This is a genomic window from Mycolicibacterium helvum (assembly GCF_010731895.1).
Taxonomy (GTDB): domain Bacteria; phylum Actinomycetota; class Actinomycetes; order Mycobacteriales; family Mycobacteriaceae; genus Mycobacterium; species Mycobacterium helvum.
Window position 1 is genome coordinate 6,339,600 of the sequence record NZ_AP022596.1, and the last position, 15,670, is coordinate 6,355,269.

Consider the following 15,670-nt stretch of genomic DNA (forward strand, 5'->3'; position numbering starts at 1 on the left):
AAAAGTTGAGGGCTGAGCCGGCCACAACCGACATCTATTTTGAGATCGAGACTAGTGACGGCCAGCTGATCCAGCGGCGAGGAACACCCACCTTCAGTGGCGAGAGTCTGGACGTCGACGATCAGCAGTGGCCCGCAGGCCGCTGGAAGCGTCTGACGGTTCATCCGTCGGGCTGGGCGCCGCCGAGGACCGCGACACCCTCTAGTGCTCCACGCCCGAAAGGTTTGTCGTCGTGGACCACACAACGCGTCGCTAGCCCTTCGTCGAATGAAGGTATGGCCCAATAATGCCGTGGATTCCGCGGCCAACACGTACTCCTTCCGTACGACATCAGCAGGGGTGCATTAGCAAGCAAGGATCAGCGCAAGTACGCCTGACTGTCTATTACTGCTGAGCTTGCTCGACATCACCTGGTTCCTTGTTTATCGGTTTCTTCTTAGCGGTATCGATGATCGTCAGGTTAGGGTTCTCAATAGGCTCATCGGATCCGATTGCGCCGCCAGCATTTACGACGCCAACTCCAACGATGACGAGGTCTGAATCGGTGTCGTTGGAGTATTGATACTTAGTCATTCCCTTTAATGTGTTTCAACGCTTTGAGTTTGCCAATAGCGATCGAATAATCAGTTGCGCTACATGAGACACTGGTCGAATGCTTGAGACTGAAGCACTAGAGACTGGGGTATGGCAAGCGTTCGATGGTTGGCTGACCATCTTTAACGACACGCTAGAACTCACCGCGGCGGTACCGCACGCGTTCAAGTATGTCGTCGATTCTGTGGACACGGATAAGTGGGCACATATCAACCGCATACTCGGCATGATCGCCGGTCAAACCTATGACGCCTGTAAGAACGTCATCGACCGCGAGCATGAGACGCTCCACGTCCTGTGCCTTCTGGCCTCCTGGGGTGCATTCGAAGCGTTCATCGAGGAGGCAACGAAAGCCGCCTTGCGAGCAGAACCCGCACTCCTCGCAAAGCCTGAGTTCGCCAGAACAACAAGGAAAGTGGCAGAGAAGAATCTATCCCCGGACGACAGTCGGGAGGAGATCATCGACAAAGTTGTGAACGGCCAGCGCGGGCCGCTGACCGAGGACGGCGACGGCAAATACGAAGACCAACTGCGACTCGCCGACCTCGGGGATCAGGTCCCGCGTGACCTCGCGAAGGCGCTCATGGAGGCGCAGCAGGTCCGCAATGTCTGGGCACACAATAGCGGGCGGGCCGACGACGTGCTGATGAGACAAGCGCCTGGACTCGGGGTCCAGATCGGAGACACGGTCAAGGTCGACCTAAAGATGCTCGGGACGTACATCCTGGCACAAAACACCTACGCCACAATCATCATCAACCGCTTTCGCAGTAAGCACGGGCTGCCAGCGATGGAATGCCACGGCGGCGTGAACATGTTCAAGTCATCTTTTGACCAACTGTATCCTAGCGCTCTATCTGCCTATGAGCTGCAGAAAAGCGTAAAAGCGGAACGGAGGCAGAAATGAGCGAGGATGACTCAGCCGTCGATCCGGCACAGCTGGCGTTCCAACGGTTTACAGAGCTGATAGGTGAATTTACGCATTTCAGCGTGTCTGCCTTTGGTGGAATCAAATTGGCTAACGACGCCCATAACTTGGGGCGCACTATCGGCATGCATGAAAAGCCGCGCAAAGATACAGGAGCCCAATTCGAATATCTTCGCGGTCTGATGCTCCTCGCGCTATGGGCAGGGTTCGAAGCATTCTTCGAGGATTTCTGCAAGGGAGTGCTGATGCGGACAATCTCAGCGCAGGAGGCTCAGTCTCAGTACGTCAAGATCTTCAACAAGTCGCGGTCAAAGCGAAAGACCTCACTAACCAAGTTCGAGGCAATCCTCGAGCCACTTGCTCGTCATGGCGACATACCGCCCAACCTACTCACCGCGTTCAAAGAAGCCGAAGCCATCCGAAATATCTGGGCCCACAACGCAGGCCGCGTCGATGAGAAGTTCCTTCACGATGCACCTGGGCTTGAGCTGACCCTCGGCGACAAAGTCAACATGGACGTGGACCAGTACATCAAATACATCCAAGCGATCTCGATGTACTCCATAGTGATCAGCACGCGGGACACGATCGCACTCGGATACGCCGCGCTTCCAGAGGATTACATGGGGGACGGCCAGTTCAGGGCTGACTACGCCACGCTGTTCTGTTCTTAGACCCGGTTCGGAATGAGGTACGGGAGGGTCAGCGTCAGATGACCTTCCTCTGTGATCACGCCCTCGGATCGCGGTAGAACGCCGAGTTCAAACCGCATTGACTGGCCGAGTGCGATCTGCCGGCGAGTGGTCGGCTCGGGTACGCGAAACTTGTTCATCAAGGCGTACTTCACCGTCGATGAGTCGTAGCCACCATCAACTCCCCTGGCTTCCACCAAATCTCGAATGTCAGTAGTCGAGAAACGTGCTAACCCAAAGTCCAGGAGTGGAAATCGACTTGGACTGGGACTGTGGATTTAACGGTGTTTCGGGCCTGACACGCTGAGCGATGCTCGGTGAGAAAGGTGCCGTGATGACGACACTGGACGATGTGGCGAAGAAGAAGGCGGTTGAGCAGTCCGCGGAGCAGAAGGCTGCGGTCGAGCTAGTCCGGCTGGCCCGGGAGCAGGGCCTGTCGCTGATCGGGCCTGACGGGTTGCTCAAGCAGCTGACCAAGACGGTCCTGGAGACCGCTCTCAATGAGGAGATGACCGAGCATCTCGGTTATGAAAAGAACGACCCGCCCGGGGCGGGGACGGGCAACGTCCGTGACGGCACCCGGACCAAGACGGTGCTGACCGACACTACCGGCGCAGTCGAGCTCGAGGTGCCGCGGGATCGGGCCGCGACTTTTGAGCCGCAGATCGTCAAGAAACGTCAGCGCCGGCTCTGCGGTGTCGACGAAGTCGTACTCTCGCTCTACGCGAAAGGGCTGACTACCGGGGAGATTTCGGCGCACTTCGCTGAGATCTACGGTGCGTCGGTCTCGAAGGAGACGATCAGCCGGATCACCGACAAGGTGATTGAGGAGATGAACGACTGGGCGGTGCGACCCCTTGATGAGACCTACGCCGCCGTGTTCATCGACGCGATCGTGGTGAAGGTCCGCGACGGCCAGGTCGCCAACCGCCCCTTCTACGCCGCGATCGGAGTGACCCTCGGCGGGGAACGCGACATCCTCGGATTGTGGGCCGGCATCGGCGGGGAGGGCGCCAAGTTCTGGATGAGCGTGCTCACCGACCTGCGCAACCGCGGCGTCAAGGACACGTTCTTCGTCGTCTGCGACGGCCTCAAGGGACTGCCCGAGGTGGTCGGCAACGTCTGGCCACAGGCCATCGTGCAGACCTGCATCATTCACCTGTTGCGCAACACGTTTCGGCTCACTTCCCGTAAGTACTGGGACGAGATCAAGCGGGACGTGAAGCCGATCTACACCGCAGTCAACGCTACCGCGGCCCGTGCGGCGTTTGACGAGCTGGCCGAGAAATGGGGGCAGCGCTACCCGGCAGTGATCCGATTGTGGGACAACGCCTGGAACGAGTTCATCCCGTTCCTGGACTACGACGTGGAGATCCGCCGAGTGATCTGCTCGACCAATGCGATCGAGTCGCTCAACGCCCGCTACCGCCGCGCGATCAAGGCCCGCGGACACTTCCCGTCCGAGCAGGCCGCCCTGAAGTGCCTTTATCTGGTGACCCGATCTCTAGACCCGACCGGCGTCGGCAGGGCACGATGGACGATGCGGTGGAAACCTGCCCTGAATGCGTTCGCAATCACCTTCGGCGACCGATTCCCGGCAGCCGAAACCTACTGATGAAAACCGCCGGAAACACCGTTAACGAGATAGTCCCGTGCCAGTAGGAACTTGGGGGTGAGACGGATGAGACGTATTGGTGTAAGCGTAATGGAGACAGGGAGTTTGGGACGCCTTGGCATGTATGAATGTGTGGCGCGATGGGCAGATCATGACGATGGAGAGCGTTGGATAAAGGACATGAGGGTAGGAACAAGAGCTGCTGTCCCAACGCAGGACGTCTGCGTGACGGCGACATCGAATGGCGCCGATGATCGACGCATTGGTCATTCTTCGGCTCGAAGGGAAGCCCGTCGCGCAACGGGAAAGACGGGGTCGACGCTCAGCCGAGGTGCTCGCATTCCTCCGCAGCCACCCCGAAGGGGCGCAGTACTCGGATATGTATGCCGCTCTGGGCAATTCGGGTATAAAGGCGCTGGATCGTCTGGTGGCAAGCGGCGACATGCTGAAGCCAGCCCGAGGCCGTTACGTCGCGACACAACCGGCGGATCCTCAGCGCCCGAAGGTCCCCGGCGGAGTCACAGCGCGAACGGTGGTGAGCATGCTGGTTGTCCTGTCAGCGGCGCTCGACGATGCGATGAGACAGGGCTTAGTGACCCGCAACGTCGCACGCATGGTCAAGCGTCCAGCCATCAAGCACCACGAGATGGCCACGTGGACACCTCAACAAGCGACGCAGTTCCGGGACCACATCCGAGATGATCGACTGGCAGCATGCTGGCTGCTGACCCTCCTAGGGCTGCGGCGATCAGAAATCCTGGGACTGCGGTGGTCTGATGTGGACTTCGATGTGGGCACGGTGACAGTGGCCCGGGGGCGCGTTGTCGTCCAAGGTGTTGGAACGGTGACAGGTGATCCCAAGTCGAAGCGATCACGGCGCGTGCTGCCGATGCCTCCCGACATCTTCGCCGCATTACGCACGTTTAAGGTTCAGCAGGCCGCTGAGCGGCTCGCGTTCGGGAACGGTTACCAAGACAGCGGACTGGTTGCAGTCAACGAGAACGGTTCACCGATTCGACCAGAAACCTACTCGTCGGAATTTGCGCGCCAGTCGAAATCTGCTGGGGTGCCTGCAATTCGGCTACACGACGTCCGCCACACAGCTGCAACCATGCTGCTCGACGGTGGCACCACCGCGATCGCGACTGCGAAGTGGCTGGGCCACGATCCTGCCATCACACTGCGGGTGTACGGGCACGTCTATGACGATGCTTTGGCGGCGGCCGGCGACGCACTGATGGGTCGGACTCGTGCGACCGAACTGCGATAGACGGGGCACGCTGGATGGCTGATAGCGAAGAATCAAGGGCCGCACGTGACTCTGAGGCGCTCCGAAATACAGCCAGCACAGGAGTAATCAGTTACGACCTTTGACTTCACCATGTGGCAGGCAACGTGTCATGTAACCGTTACGATGCCCGACATGACTCGGGGAAGCGCGACGTGGGCACTGTGCTGGTTCTTCGCCGTCATCGGCGTGATCGCAGTATCGATCGGCATAGTGTTCATCGTCGCCGTTCCGATATCAGCGAGCGACAGCGACGGATTAACGTTGTCGTGCGGCACCACCATGAAAATCGACGAACAATCATTTGATCGATACGCCGAGATGCGACTCTCGAACCCGGACCCGTCAGGTCCGCCGCCTGACTGCGTCGGAGCAATCAGGACGCGACGCACATGGGCCATCACCACCGCGGGGGTCGGCGCCGCACTCCTCGTGTCAGCATTAGCGTTAGGGCGGAGCTCTAGACGGGCTGACGCTGTTTGATCCCTAGATGGAAAGTCGACCGCTACGCCGAGCCGATGGCTAGATTCGCCGACGCAATGGGTTTGGACGTGTAGGTCCGCCCGCCGCTTTCTACAGTCGCGATGATGCGTTGTCGGCGTGGATCGATCACTCCGCTGGCGGCGGACAGCGCGCGGATATTTACGACGCCGGTGAAGAACGTCGCTTCCGCGCCGGGTGCGATGTCGTGCGGGACCGACGGGCACCCCAGTGGGTCGTCAACGGAGACAAACGAGGTGCGGGCGGGGTCGGCTCTTAATGCCCACTTCGCGACGTGGAAAGGTGCGCGTCCCGCGTTGACGATGTTGACGCCGACGACAAACTGCCCGCCCTGTGGAAACTGCGAGATGGACGTGCGGAGCGACTCCCGTACGTCGCGGCTCGCGTCGTTCGTCAGCAATCCGCCGCCGTAGTGGTAGCCGACGACCGGTGTCAGCTTGGGCCGCGCGCCCTGCATGAGGAAGGTGTACACCTGCCAGGTCAACGAGGAGACGGCAACGCCGAACCCCAGTAGACCGAGTATGAACGCGGCGATGGTCATGACAGGTCCCTGACTGACGCATGAGGTGCCTCGATGAGGTCACACGCGTCGACCCATCGTGCAAGCAGGCTGAGAACCGATAGCCGTTCGACGGCCTCCTGCGGGGTCATCTCGCCCGGACCGTGTGTCGCCGGGTTCCGGATCGTCATTTGCGCACCTGGGGCAAACCGGCGCAGTCCGTCGTTCATCGAAACCACGGTCCGGTCGGTCTGGTCGGCTGGCCACCGCAGCCTCGGCCTGCCCGGTTCAGGGTCCTTCTCGGAGAAGGCTTGATTCCACCGGGTCGTATCGTCGAGTTCCGGTCCGCCCGTCCGCGACTTGACCAATTGCACGACGCCATCCGCGGCCGCCTGCACCGCGTGCCGATAGTGGCCGTCCCGCCATAGCCGTGCCGCCTGACCCCACACCGCTGGATGCATCTGAGCAACGTCGACCGTAGGCGGTGCCTCGGCCTCGGCTTGGGCCGCCATGTCCTCCAACGACCCGATCATCTGATCGCAGGCGTCGATGATGTTGGCCGGTTCAAGCAAAGGCTTCGGTTGCGTCACGGTGTGCCAGGCTGCGATCGGGTCAACTACGTCGGGCTTGCCACCGGCGGGGTCTCGGACGCCGAAAACGCAGCCGGTCAGCGCAGGTGCACGACGGGCGCGGCCCGCCGCCTCGAACGTTCGGGCACGGCGGACTTCGATCTCTGCCGGATCGGACTCGTCTAGCGGGGAAACGGCCGGGAAGATACCGACACCAGGTCCTCTATAAGTCGGCGTGTGAAGTTCGAGGAACGACCGGAACGCGTCCCTGAATACCGCGACATGCCCGGCAAGGTCGCGAAGATAGGTGGGGTTGCGGTCTGCGTCCGCCATGGTTAAAGACGCTACTTTCGACCGTGCCGACTACCACACCACGACATACCGCTGCTGCGTTCGCCTAGAGCGGACACACGCGGGCTACGTTCCGGGGAGCGCATCCATCTCGAGAATGCCGCCGAAACCCATCTCATCGAGCGCGCGGACGACCTCGCTCGACGGGATACCGCGATAGAACGACGGGGCGAACGCCTTCTCTTTCAGCTCCGCGACGTCGCGGTCTAGGCGTTCGAGCCGTTCGGGCGTGGAGCGCGGTGGTGGCTCTATTTGGTCGTCGCCGCCTGCACCGGCGCGTGTGGACGTTCCGCTGTCTTCGACAACTAGACCGATGACCCGCCCGTCCTGCGCAACGATCGGTCCACCGCTGTTACCGGGGCGTGCGATCGCCGAATACAGGAATATCTTCTGCCGCTCGAACGTCAAAGCGGCCGGGTTGACCACCTCGCCGCGCTGTACCGTGATCGCCATCTCTGCCGTCATTGGCACCCGCGGGTAGCCGAAAACGAAGACCTCATCGGCCCAGTCGGGGTCACGAAACCCCATGCCACCAAGGCGAGGGATCAACTTGCCTTCAGGCATGTCGAACTCGATCACGGCGACGTCGAGTGTGTGATGTGGGTGAGCTGTACCGACGACGGACACTTTCTCTGCTTTGGACAGGTCGCCTGCGGGAGACACCGTCAGGCCCGCGCTCCTGCCGACGAGTCCGGTCACGACGTGCTTGTTGGTGACGACATGCTTGTTGTCAATGATTAGGCCTGTACCCCAGCTGCCGACCGGGTCACCATGCTCATCGTGACCGGCCAGCTGCAACGTCACCGCCCGGTAGCTCGGGATGATCAGCGCAGCTCCGAACACCGGCGATAACCAGAGGTTTCCGCCTAGCTGCCCCTTCGAAATGTGGCCCGTGGAGTAGTAGCGCTCGCCCATGATTGGCAGTTGAGGGTCGCGGCCTACCAACCACAGGAGCCCAGCGCGTTCGAGTTCACTGAGCAGCTTGGTGAGTTGGATCGCGTTATTCGCACTCGGTACTCGCTGAGCGTCGAGATATCGGGAGAAATCCAGGATGCTCCACGGATCGAACGGCATCGCATTGCGCGGGTCTCCGGCCGTCGCCGATGAGTCGCCAGCCGGAGGGATAGGTTTGCCGATCGCTTCGGCGACTTGGGGATCATGTGCAACGCTGAAGAATTGGTGGGCACACATCGCTACGATGACGCGCCAGTCAGGTGTGCCCGGTTTCAATTCGGCAAGTGTCTGTGCCGGTCGCGGAGGCACGGCCGCCTCATCGTCGGTATCCGCCATGGCCATCGACGCTACTGGCGGCTGGCCGAGTTCTCGTGCTTCGACATGCCGCTGTGCCGTAGGTGGGCCGCAAGCGAATGCGCGCTGACACACCCAACCCAGCACTCGCAAACTGTTGGCACACTCTTGGCACAACGGGGGTTCAGGATTCTGAGGAGAAGCCAACTTGCAAAGCCCTGAACTGAGGATTTGATGGTGGGCGCGGACGGTATCGAACCGCCGACCGCTGGTGTGTAAAGGGACCGGAGAAAGTGAACACACGTTCTGGCGTGTCCACCGCGTGCAGGTCAGCGTTGGTGGCCGTGTCCACCCGGTGCCACCGCGTCTATGGGGTTCGGTCGCGTAGTGGGACACTGGCGGCCCACTGACGAACGGATGTTCGGGCAGTTTGGGGTGCGCCTGGCCCCGCTGGTCAAGCGGGCGGGAATGGCTTCCAAGCCCACCCGGCGCGGCGGCTCCATGTGAGCACCTGCCGATAGCCTCCGGTGACCCAGAGGTGCGTCGCGGCGAAGTGCTCCCCTGGCGCGTACTCAGGCACATAGCCGCTCGGCGAAAGCAACTGGTCGAACAGATCGAACCCCGGCCCATAGTGGTGGACGCCGACGGCGAGGTGCCGTTCGGTGACGCCGTCGTGGTCTCGGAGCTTGTTCAGCTTCGACGTAATGCGTGGGTTCGAGAGCATTCGGTGCAAATCGTGGTCCAGATTCTCATCGCGGGGAAAGCCTACGGTTGGCGGCATCCGCACAGCTACGGCGCCGGGAGCGGCCATCGCGCTGGGCGACAGCCCGAGATCCGACTCGATGAACCACTGAACGTCTTCGCTGTCCTCACTGAGCGGTAGTTGCACGGGGTCATCGACCCCGTGACGGTCACATGCAGCGATAACCGCAGGCAGTCGCTTTCGCAGCTGATCGATTCTCGTGCGAAGCTCAACCCTGACCATCCACCCACGAGGACTATCAACGGTGATCGTTTCACCGTCGGCGTTCAGCTTGGATTGCAGCGCCGCAGCCCGTCCATCGCGATAGGTGGTCATCTCCACAGCCCCGGTCGCACCTTCGGATGAGGTGAACACGTAGTCGACTGCCCGCTGGCGTCCGTCACGGTCGAACTGTTCTAGCTCGACGTTGTGCAGAAGCTCGATGAGCACCCGCAGGTACTTCTCTTCCTGACGTTCGTCACCCACTGCTGCACCGTAGCGAATGCGACCGCGTTGACGCCTTCACGCGACCTTCCGCGTCTTCGGTGGTTTGATCCCTGCCGCTTTGGCGGTCCACAGGTCGGCACGCGTCCGCTGATTCCCGCAGGCGACGCAGAAGTAATCGCAAATCAGGGCCTTGCCGCCGTGCCAGGTGACGGCGTCGGGCTCCGTCAGCGTGGCCGCGCGTGTCCGGCTGTCGGCGTTGTGCCCCAGCGGGTTACAGCCTGGGCAGTAGTCGGTCAGCCAGAAGTCATGGAACGGGCTGGCTTCAGTGGCGGTGTTTACGGTCATGGCGGGGCTCCTCGGTTGTGCTGTCGTTGGGTGAGGTGGTGAGGCCCGTGGTTGTCGGGTATCGGCCCGCTGTCAGGCGGGCACGCGCTTCTTCTTCGCAGTCATCGGCGGTACAGACCGCAAGCCGGAGCGAAGACACGCCAGCTGCGCTGACGTGTGCCCGCCGCCGTCGGTGATGTCGAGGGCGGCGAGCACGTCGGCGTGGCGGACCTCGCCATGAGCGAGGAGCTTCTGGGCTGTCCTGATGATTGCGGGCCAACATCTCTCCAGCAGCGGCACGACGTCACGCCCGGTGTGCCAACCGTCAGCGGGAGCACTCGCGATCAGCACCCGATCGTCGTCATGGCCGGTGGTCCGCAATGCTGTGAACACCTGGCGCTGGCTCGGGCAGCGACCCCCAGCGCCGAACTTCGCCTCGCCGTACGGTCCCGCGTACGCCACCTCGGCATTGCGATGCTCGGGAAAGTCGTCGGGCTCAAACCTGGTGAGACCGTGCATGCCGGTGACGCGACCACCGGCGACTACAGCGCGATGCAGCTGTGCCCCGAGAGCAACTCCGACCACAGCGTGGGACGCCTCATGAACACACAGGTCCAGGTGTTCCCGGTCGGCGGCGCTGAGATCCGCCAGCGTGAGCGGCCTGGATCGGGTCACCGGTGTGCTCCGTCTGTGCTGGCGGTTATTGCGTGTTGGATCGGTCGGCGTCGGGACGGTGGCGCGGTACACAACGCAGGTCCGCCACCGTCCCGGCGCCGACCACCACTGACCGGAGTCGAGTCTGTGTAGTTGGCGCGAGATAGTCTGTGCAGCAAGCGTTCCCGCTCTTTGCGGTCTTTGGCGTCGGCCCGCGCGGCGCTGGCGTCGAGGTATCGCCCGATGCAGGCCAAGCACCGCCACCCGTGGACCGAGCCCTTGTAGGTCGCGCACGGCCCCCCGCACTCCCAGCAGAGCGCCCCGACATATTCGTCGGCGCCAGTCATGGCGCTTTCGAGGGCCGCAGTCGCAGCGATCATGGCGTCACCGTCGCTGCGCCGACGAGCTTCTCGTAGCCGATGACAGCTGATCGTTCAGCCACCGCGATGAACGTGTTGTTGTGGGCGTCGATGGCATCACGCAACTGGACCTCACTGCGCCAACCGAACGGCTGACTGGTGGCCACCAGGGTGTCGCCGAGGCCGTCGATGTATCCCCCGCCGAACACCCAACGGTGACCGAGCGGTGTGGTGAAGCCGGTTCCGGTGCGGGTCAACAGATTGTCGCGAGCTGCCCGTGCCGCCCACCCCGTCGAGGCGTGGACGAACCCCAGAGTGTTGGTGCGGCCCAACGCGTCCTCCAGCGCGGAAACAGCGTCAACGAGATCACCGGCGCTACCCGGACTACCGGCGTCGGCGAGCAGCCTTGTCGCGAATTGGCGCTCGACTGCGTTCTGTTCTTCGAGGCGAAACACCTGGGCGGCACGCTGTCTCACCTCGGCTCGGCTGGGCGCGGTCAGGTCGCATTCGTCTGCCGCCCAGACCGTCATGGCCGCGAAGGGGTCGCCAATCTGGGGACGCAGCGCCGCCTTGCGATCCTCCGGCGTCAGATCGTCCAGGCTGGCACACCAGTCAGCCACCCAGACGCCAAAGGACTGCCCGCCGCCGTAGTTGCCCACGGGGCGCATTTCGATGCCGCTGTCGAGCCAGCGAGTCGGCCCAGACTCCGGTATCCACTCGGTTGCCGCATACAGACCGTTGGGTGAGGGATTGAGCGGCGGCGGCGCGAAACGCACCGGCAGCATGGCCGAGTACGTATCGACTGGGAAGTCGGGCAACGAGACGGTCATAGTGTCACTCCCAGTGATTCGAGTTCGGCACGCGCACGTTCGGTTTCAGTCGCGGGCTTACTCTTTGCAGCTCGGTGAGCGCGGGCCTTCTCGTCGCGGTCGAGGCGGCGCTCCAGGGCCAGCGCTGCGCGGTCGACTTCACGCAGCGCGGTCAGCACTCGGTCGGACACCGCCGAGGTCAGCGCATTGCCGAGAAGGTCGGCCAGCTCGGTTGAGTAGGGCTCGACCAGCAGGATCAGAGTCGCCGACCAGGTGCCCGCCGCCAGCGCATCGTCGGTGACCTCGGGCAGCGTGGGGCGCTCGGTTAGGTCGACCAGAATGCGGATGCTGCGGCCCCGTTGATCGATACCGAGGTGGGCGGTCCTGCGCCGGGCGTCACGCTCGGCCAGCAAGCCGACGGCGGCGTGCACCAAGCCGTGCACACCCAGCGCTAGGTCATCGACCAGATGCCAGTACGTGGCCGCAACGGGCGAGGTACCGACCCGCTGGGCCAACGGGTCACAGATCGCGGCTATCTCGGCTGTCAGACTCCAGCCCCCGCCGAGAGCGACGATGAGTCCAGCACGGCGCCGGTCTCGCCGCTCTGCCTGGCTGTAATCCGGCACCGGCTTCGGACGCCGGGCAGCGAGCGCGGCGTGAGTCCGATTGTGGGCGCGGACGGTCATCGGGACACCGCCGGGTGGGCGTGCTCGAGCAGTTCTGTCAGAGCTGGCACGTGCGCCGGATTCAGATGCTCGCGGTCGGCGTCAAGCACCCGCCGGACTCGCCAATACGCTAGGGCGGCGAGACATTCTGCGACCCGCATATCAGTGTCAGTCGCTCCCCGGGAGCGCAGCGCGGCTAACCGGCCCGACCATTGCGCCGGGGTCAGCGTGCCGGGATCGGTCGCATATGTGCACGAAATCGTGGCGGTCACGACACCATGAGAACACATGACAATGCAGCGGGGCAGCTCCGCAGCCGCGGCGGGCGTGTCAACTAGATATGTTGTACCCCAACAGATTTAGTGGACACGGTAGACACTCACGACCGCTCGAATTAAACGGCTAGGCCAGGCCGCGAAACCACGCGAACCCACGCGCATGATGAACTGGATTGATGATCCCCGCCCCAGTCGGACGCGAGCGAACCAGCGGCGACGGTTGCCGTCGGTACATGCCGCTGCACTATACGTTCGATACACGGAACACCCTGATGGACCATGAGGAGGAGTACGGCGCCAGCTGGGAGCCGGATATCCGAGCTCAATGGCGCCAAAATCTGAGGCAATTCACCGTGGAGCTGATCCATGAGTTTGGCGCTGCGGACTTCGAGGCGAAGTTCACTGACTATCGAGCTCTCGGCGCGAAGCCGATGAGTGTTGTCGCTCTGCACAATGTCTTTTTGGCTCAGATTCGGACCGCTTTCGCCGCAGGCGCTTATTACCCAGCTCTTGTCGGAGCTAGCGCATTAGGCGAGCGGATTCTCAATCAGCTAGTGGTGGTGCTGCGCAACGACTATCGCGGCCATCCGGCGACGACGGACGAAATTGCTGGTTGGCGGTCATTCACCAAGTGGGGTCAATGTACCGACGCGCTGGCAGGCTGGGGCGTGCTGTCGGACGAACTCGTTGACCAGTTCACTCGACTAGGGAAGCTGCGTCACCGCGCCGTGCACTACAACCCCGGGCTGGACAACACCGACGCCCGAGACCCCGCGATCGACGCCGTCCGTCTGATCCAGGACATCATTCGGGAGCTCTTTCCGCCGTTCGGTGGTCCGCCGCGCTTTATCGAGGGCACCACCGGCCAATCATTTCTCAGTTCGAACGCTGAAACACAGCCACTGATCAGGCGTTTCTATCTCCCGGCATGTGTCCTCGTTTCTCCCCGCTACGAGATGCGACCAATGCGGCGCGAGGATGGACGCCCGTGGTTCGACGTGTACGACGATGGTGACTACCAGATCCGCTACCCGACTTTGACTGACGCGGAGTACGCCGACCACTGCAATGACATCGCACGCTTTTGGCCGGAATCGACTGACGGACAGTCAGACTGAACGCAGCGGAGACCCGTGGTAGGGGCAGCGCCGCTGCGCGAGCGCACCTCGCTGCGAGGTCGGAGAGTCGGTGAACAACGGGCTCAAGTGCCCGCACTGCTCGCACTCCTCGCAGCCGCGAAAATCGACCTTGCCCAGGCAAAAGAGCGTTGCCACGCGGGGTGATACATGGTTCAACACTGCGTCGGCGTCGGCGTCGGCATCGGACATCGGACGCTCGACACCCGTGCAATTGCGACATCCGCAGCCACGTCCCTCGCTATCGGCGCGCTCCGGCTCTGAGATGAGGAATGCGCGCAGCTGCTCGCGGCCACCGCGGGCGAGGTTGCCCTCCTTATCCCCGTACAGACAGCCGGGATCGTGATGGCACACCGCAACATCGCCGATGTCGGGCGTACAAAGTGAGCGGTCAATCTGGTCGGTCATGGTCGGTCTCCAATCCGTCGCCGCATCCAGGCTGGAGGCGGTGGCATACGGCCCTCGCGTGCGCGGCGCGCAACCCCGATGGGGCTGACGAAGTGTGAATGACCCCCGTGCACCAGCACGTCATGGGCGATCACCGCTGCCGCAACGCAGTCGGGCTGGTGCTGCCCGGCCTGCCATCGAGTGGCCTGACCCTCAAGGCTTTCGAGGTGGCCGACGAGGCGCACCGTACCGGTTTCAAGCCCTTGGATCAGCTTGGCCGAGCGCGCCAGCGCGTCGCCCCGGCCCCGCCCGCTGCGGTTGCTCTTGGGTGGCCACGACGTGACACGGATCGGGTGCGCCAGACGGTAGCGGCGCAAGGTGGTGTTGAGCACCGACAGATAACCCTCGCGTGCGGTAAATGTCTCGACGGCGATCTCGCTGGCACCGGTGTCGATGGCGAGTTGGACCGCCGCCCGTGCCCACGCCTCGGGGGTCATCGGCTTACTGATGTCTCGGTGGACGGCCACCACGCCCTCGCGAGTCAGACTGGCCGCAACGATTCCCGCCGCGTCGCCTTGGCCGCTGTCGCTCGGATCAACCGCGACCACGGTGCGCACCGGATCGGCGGGCATTGCGGACATCCGCCAGACGTCTAGCCACGCGCGCCGGATCACGTTGCCCTCGGGCGACGTTGGTACGCCCTGAAACTCGGCCCACCACATGCGCTCCCCCACCGCTCGGCGCAGGTCGGCGAAGTGCTCGGCGGTGCGCCCAACGGCGGAGACCATGACCTCGCCGGGCGCGCGACCGAGCGAATCGGGCACACCGGAGTCGGCCACCGCCGGGACGCTGACCACCCGCCACCGCTCAGGCTCCTCGGCGAGCAGCGTGCCGATCAAATCCTCGGGATGCCAACGTGTTCCGATGACGACCACAGACGCGCCGGGCTCGGTGCGGGTCAACAGCGTGCTGCGAAACTCGGCGACCACGCGGCGGCGGTAGGTCGGCGAGTCGGCCTCGGTCATGTTCTTCACCACGTCGTCCACGATCAGCAGCCCATCGGTGCCATGGCCGGTCAGTCCCGACAGCAGACCCGACGCCAGCAGCCCGCCCCGGTGTCCGTCGAGGGTCCATTGCCCGGCACTCGCCTTGTCTGGAGACAGGGCGAGGCCGAGCAGGTAGCCGTGTTCGGCGATGAGCTGGCGCGCCTCACGGCTGTGCTTCTCGGCAAGTTCATCGGCATAGGACGCCAGGATGATTCGGGCATCGGGGTTACCACGCAGCGCGGTCAAGGTGCCCAGCACTGCGGTGGTGGTTGACTTCCCCTCACGCGGCGGCATGACGATAATGAGCCGCTGGTCGGGCTCGCGGATCGCGCGGTCGATTTCCTGCCCGATGAGCGCTACCGCTGGCGTGACCCTGTAGCCGCGCATGATGCGCCGACCGAGTTCGTGAGGTGTGGTCGGCACCCGCCGTGCGCGCAGTTGCGCCAGGTGCTCGGCCTCGGCCAGCGCTTGGGCGGCCTGCTCGATGCTGCCGAACACGAGAGCGTCTGAGCTGGCATTATGCCCCGTCATCGGTGGT

Annotated in this window: 18 protein-coding genes; 5 read left to right on the top strand and 13 right to left on the bottom strand. The window is 63.0% G+C overall.

The window, feature by feature from the left end:
• Positions 1-384 precede the first annotated feature (384 nt).
• The gene (locus tag G6N38_RS29840; RefSeq protein ID WP_163751662.1) at positions 385-573 is read right to left on the bottom strand and encodes a hypothetical protein; all 189 of its coding nucleotides are present in this window, start codon (positions 571-573) and stop codon (positions 385-387) included.
• A 79-nt stretch (positions 574-652) separates the two neighbouring features.
• Here G6N38_RS29840 and G6N38_RS29845 point away from each other — a divergent pair, with 79 nt between their 5' ends.
• The 4 genes from G6N38_RS29845 (at position 653) to G6N38_RS29860 (ending at position 5,099) form a co-directional block, all read left to right on the top strand.
• A complete protein-coding gene (locus tag G6N38_RS29845) occupies positions 653-1,501 on the top strand; it encodes a hypothetical protein (protein ID WP_163751663.1) in 849 nt (282 codons plus the stop codon).
• A complete protein-coding gene (locus G6N38_RS29850; protein WP_163751664.1) occupies positions 1,498-2,196 on the top strand; it encodes a hypothetical protein in 699 nt (232 codons plus the stop codon). The genes G6N38_RS29845 and G6N38_RS29850 overlap by 4 nt, the downstream gene beginning before the upstream one ends.
• A gap of 352 nt (positions 2,197-2,548) precedes the next feature.
• Positions 2,549-3,829, top strand: coding sequence for an IS256 family transposase (locus tag G6N38_RS29855; RefSeq protein WP_163751665.1), 1,281 nt, complete (start codon positions 2,549-2,551; stop codon positions 3,827-3,829).
• A 250-nt stretch (positions 3,830-4,079) separates the two neighbouring features.
• Positions 4,080-5,099, top strand: coding sequence for a site-specific integrase (locus G6N38_RS29860; RefSeq protein WP_246227528.1), 1,020 nt, complete (start codon positions 4,080-4,082; stop codon positions 5,097-5,099).
• Between the two features lie 128 nt (positions 5,100-5,227).
• Here the strand turns inward: G6N38_RS29860 and G6N38_RS29865 are convergent, their stop codons facing one another.
• From G6N38_RS29865 to G6N38_RS29910, 10 genes are all read right to left on the bottom strand, one after another.
• On the bottom strand, positions 5,228-5,509 hold the full coding sequence (locus G6N38_RS29865; protein ID WP_163751667.1) for a hypothetical protein: 282 nt from the start codon (positions 5,507-5,509) through the stop codon (positions 5,228-5,230).
• Positions 5,510-5,622: 113 nt separating this feature from the next.
• Positions 5,623-6,159, bottom strand: a complete 537-nt coding sequence (locus G6N38_RS29870; protein WP_163751668.1) for a hypothetical protein — start codon at positions 6,157-6,159, stop codon at positions 5,623-5,625.
• Complete coding sequence (locus tag G6N38_RS29875; RefSeq protein WP_163751669.1) at positions 6,156-7,019, bottom strand: TIGR02391 family protein; 864 nt, start codon at positions 7,017-7,019, stop codon at positions 6,156-6,158. The genes G6N38_RS29870 and G6N38_RS29875 overlap by 4 nt, the downstream gene beginning before the upstream one ends.
• 84 nt (positions 7,020-7,103) lie before the next feature.
• Entirely contained in the window at positions 7,104-8,228 is a 1,125-nt protein-coding gene (locus G6N38_RS29880) for a S1 family peptidase (RefSeq protein WP_163752600.1), read from the bottom strand.
• A gap of 511 nt (positions 8,229-8,739) precedes the next feature.
• A complete protein-coding gene (locus tag G6N38_RS29885) occupies positions 8,740-9,513 on the bottom strand; it encodes a hypothetical protein (protein ID WP_163751670.1) in 774 nt (257 codons plus the stop codon).
• A gap of 36 nt (positions 9,514-9,549) precedes the next feature.
• Positions 9,550-9,819, bottom strand: a complete 270-nt coding sequence (locus G6N38_RS29890) for a hypothetical protein (RefSeq protein ID WP_163751671.1) — start codon at positions 9,817-9,819, stop codon at positions 9,550-9,552.
• 72 nt (positions 9,820-9,891) lie between these two features.
• Positions 9,892-10,473 (bottom strand): hypothetical protein, encoded by a 582-nt coding sequence (locus G6N38_RS29895; RefSeq protein WP_163751672.1) that lies wholly within the window; start codon positions 10,471-10,473, stop codon positions 9,892-9,894.
• A 355-nt stretch (positions 10,474-10,828) separates the two neighbouring features.
• Positions 10,829-11,641, bottom strand: coding sequence for a hypothetical protein (locus tag G6N38_RS29900; RefSeq protein ID WP_163751673.1), 813 nt, complete (start codon positions 11,639-11,641; stop codon positions 10,829-10,831).
• Positions 11,638-12,306 (bottom strand): hypothetical protein, encoded by a 669-nt coding sequence (locus tag G6N38_RS29905; RefSeq protein WP_163751674.1) that lies wholly within the window; start codon positions 12,304-12,306, stop codon positions 11,638-11,640. Before G6N38_RS29905 ends, G6N38_RS29900 begins: the two co-directional genes overlap by 4 nt.
• The gene (locus tag G6N38_RS29910; RefSeq protein ID WP_163751675.1) at positions 12,303-12,557 is read right to left on the bottom strand and encodes a hypothetical protein; all 255 of its coding nucleotides are present in this window, start codon (positions 12,555-12,557) and stop codon (positions 12,303-12,305) included. The genes G6N38_RS29905 and G6N38_RS29910 overlap by 4 nt, the downstream gene beginning before the upstream one ends.
• A gap of 239 nt (positions 12,558-12,796) precedes the next feature.
• Between G6N38_RS29910 and G6N38_RS29915 the strand changes: the two genes are divergently transcribed.
• Positions 12,797-13,681 carry a hypothetical protein gene (locus G6N38_RS29915; RefSeq protein WP_163751676.1) on the top strand — a complete coding sequence of 295 codons (885 nt, stop codon included), beginning with the start codon at positions 12,797-12,799 and terminating at the stop codon, positions 13,679-13,681.
• Here G6N38_RS29915 and G6N38_RS29920 read toward each other — a convergent pair.
• On the bottom strand, positions 13,673-14,107 hold the full coding sequence (locus G6N38_RS29920; RefSeq protein ID WP_163751677.1) for a hypothetical protein: 435 nt from the start codon (positions 14,105-14,107) through the stop codon (positions 13,673-13,675). The two genes, G6N38_RS29915 and G6N38_RS29920, sit on opposite strands and share 9 nt — an antisense overlap.
• Positions 14,104-15,663: a hypothetical protein gene (locus tag G6N38_RS29925; protein WP_246227533.1), complete on the bottom strand. Its 1,560-nt coding sequence runs from the start codon at positions 15,661-15,663 to the stop codon at positions 14,104-14,106. Before G6N38_RS29925 ends, G6N38_RS29920 begins: the two co-directional genes overlap by 4 nt.
• Positions 15,664-15,670: the final 7 nt, after the last annotated feature.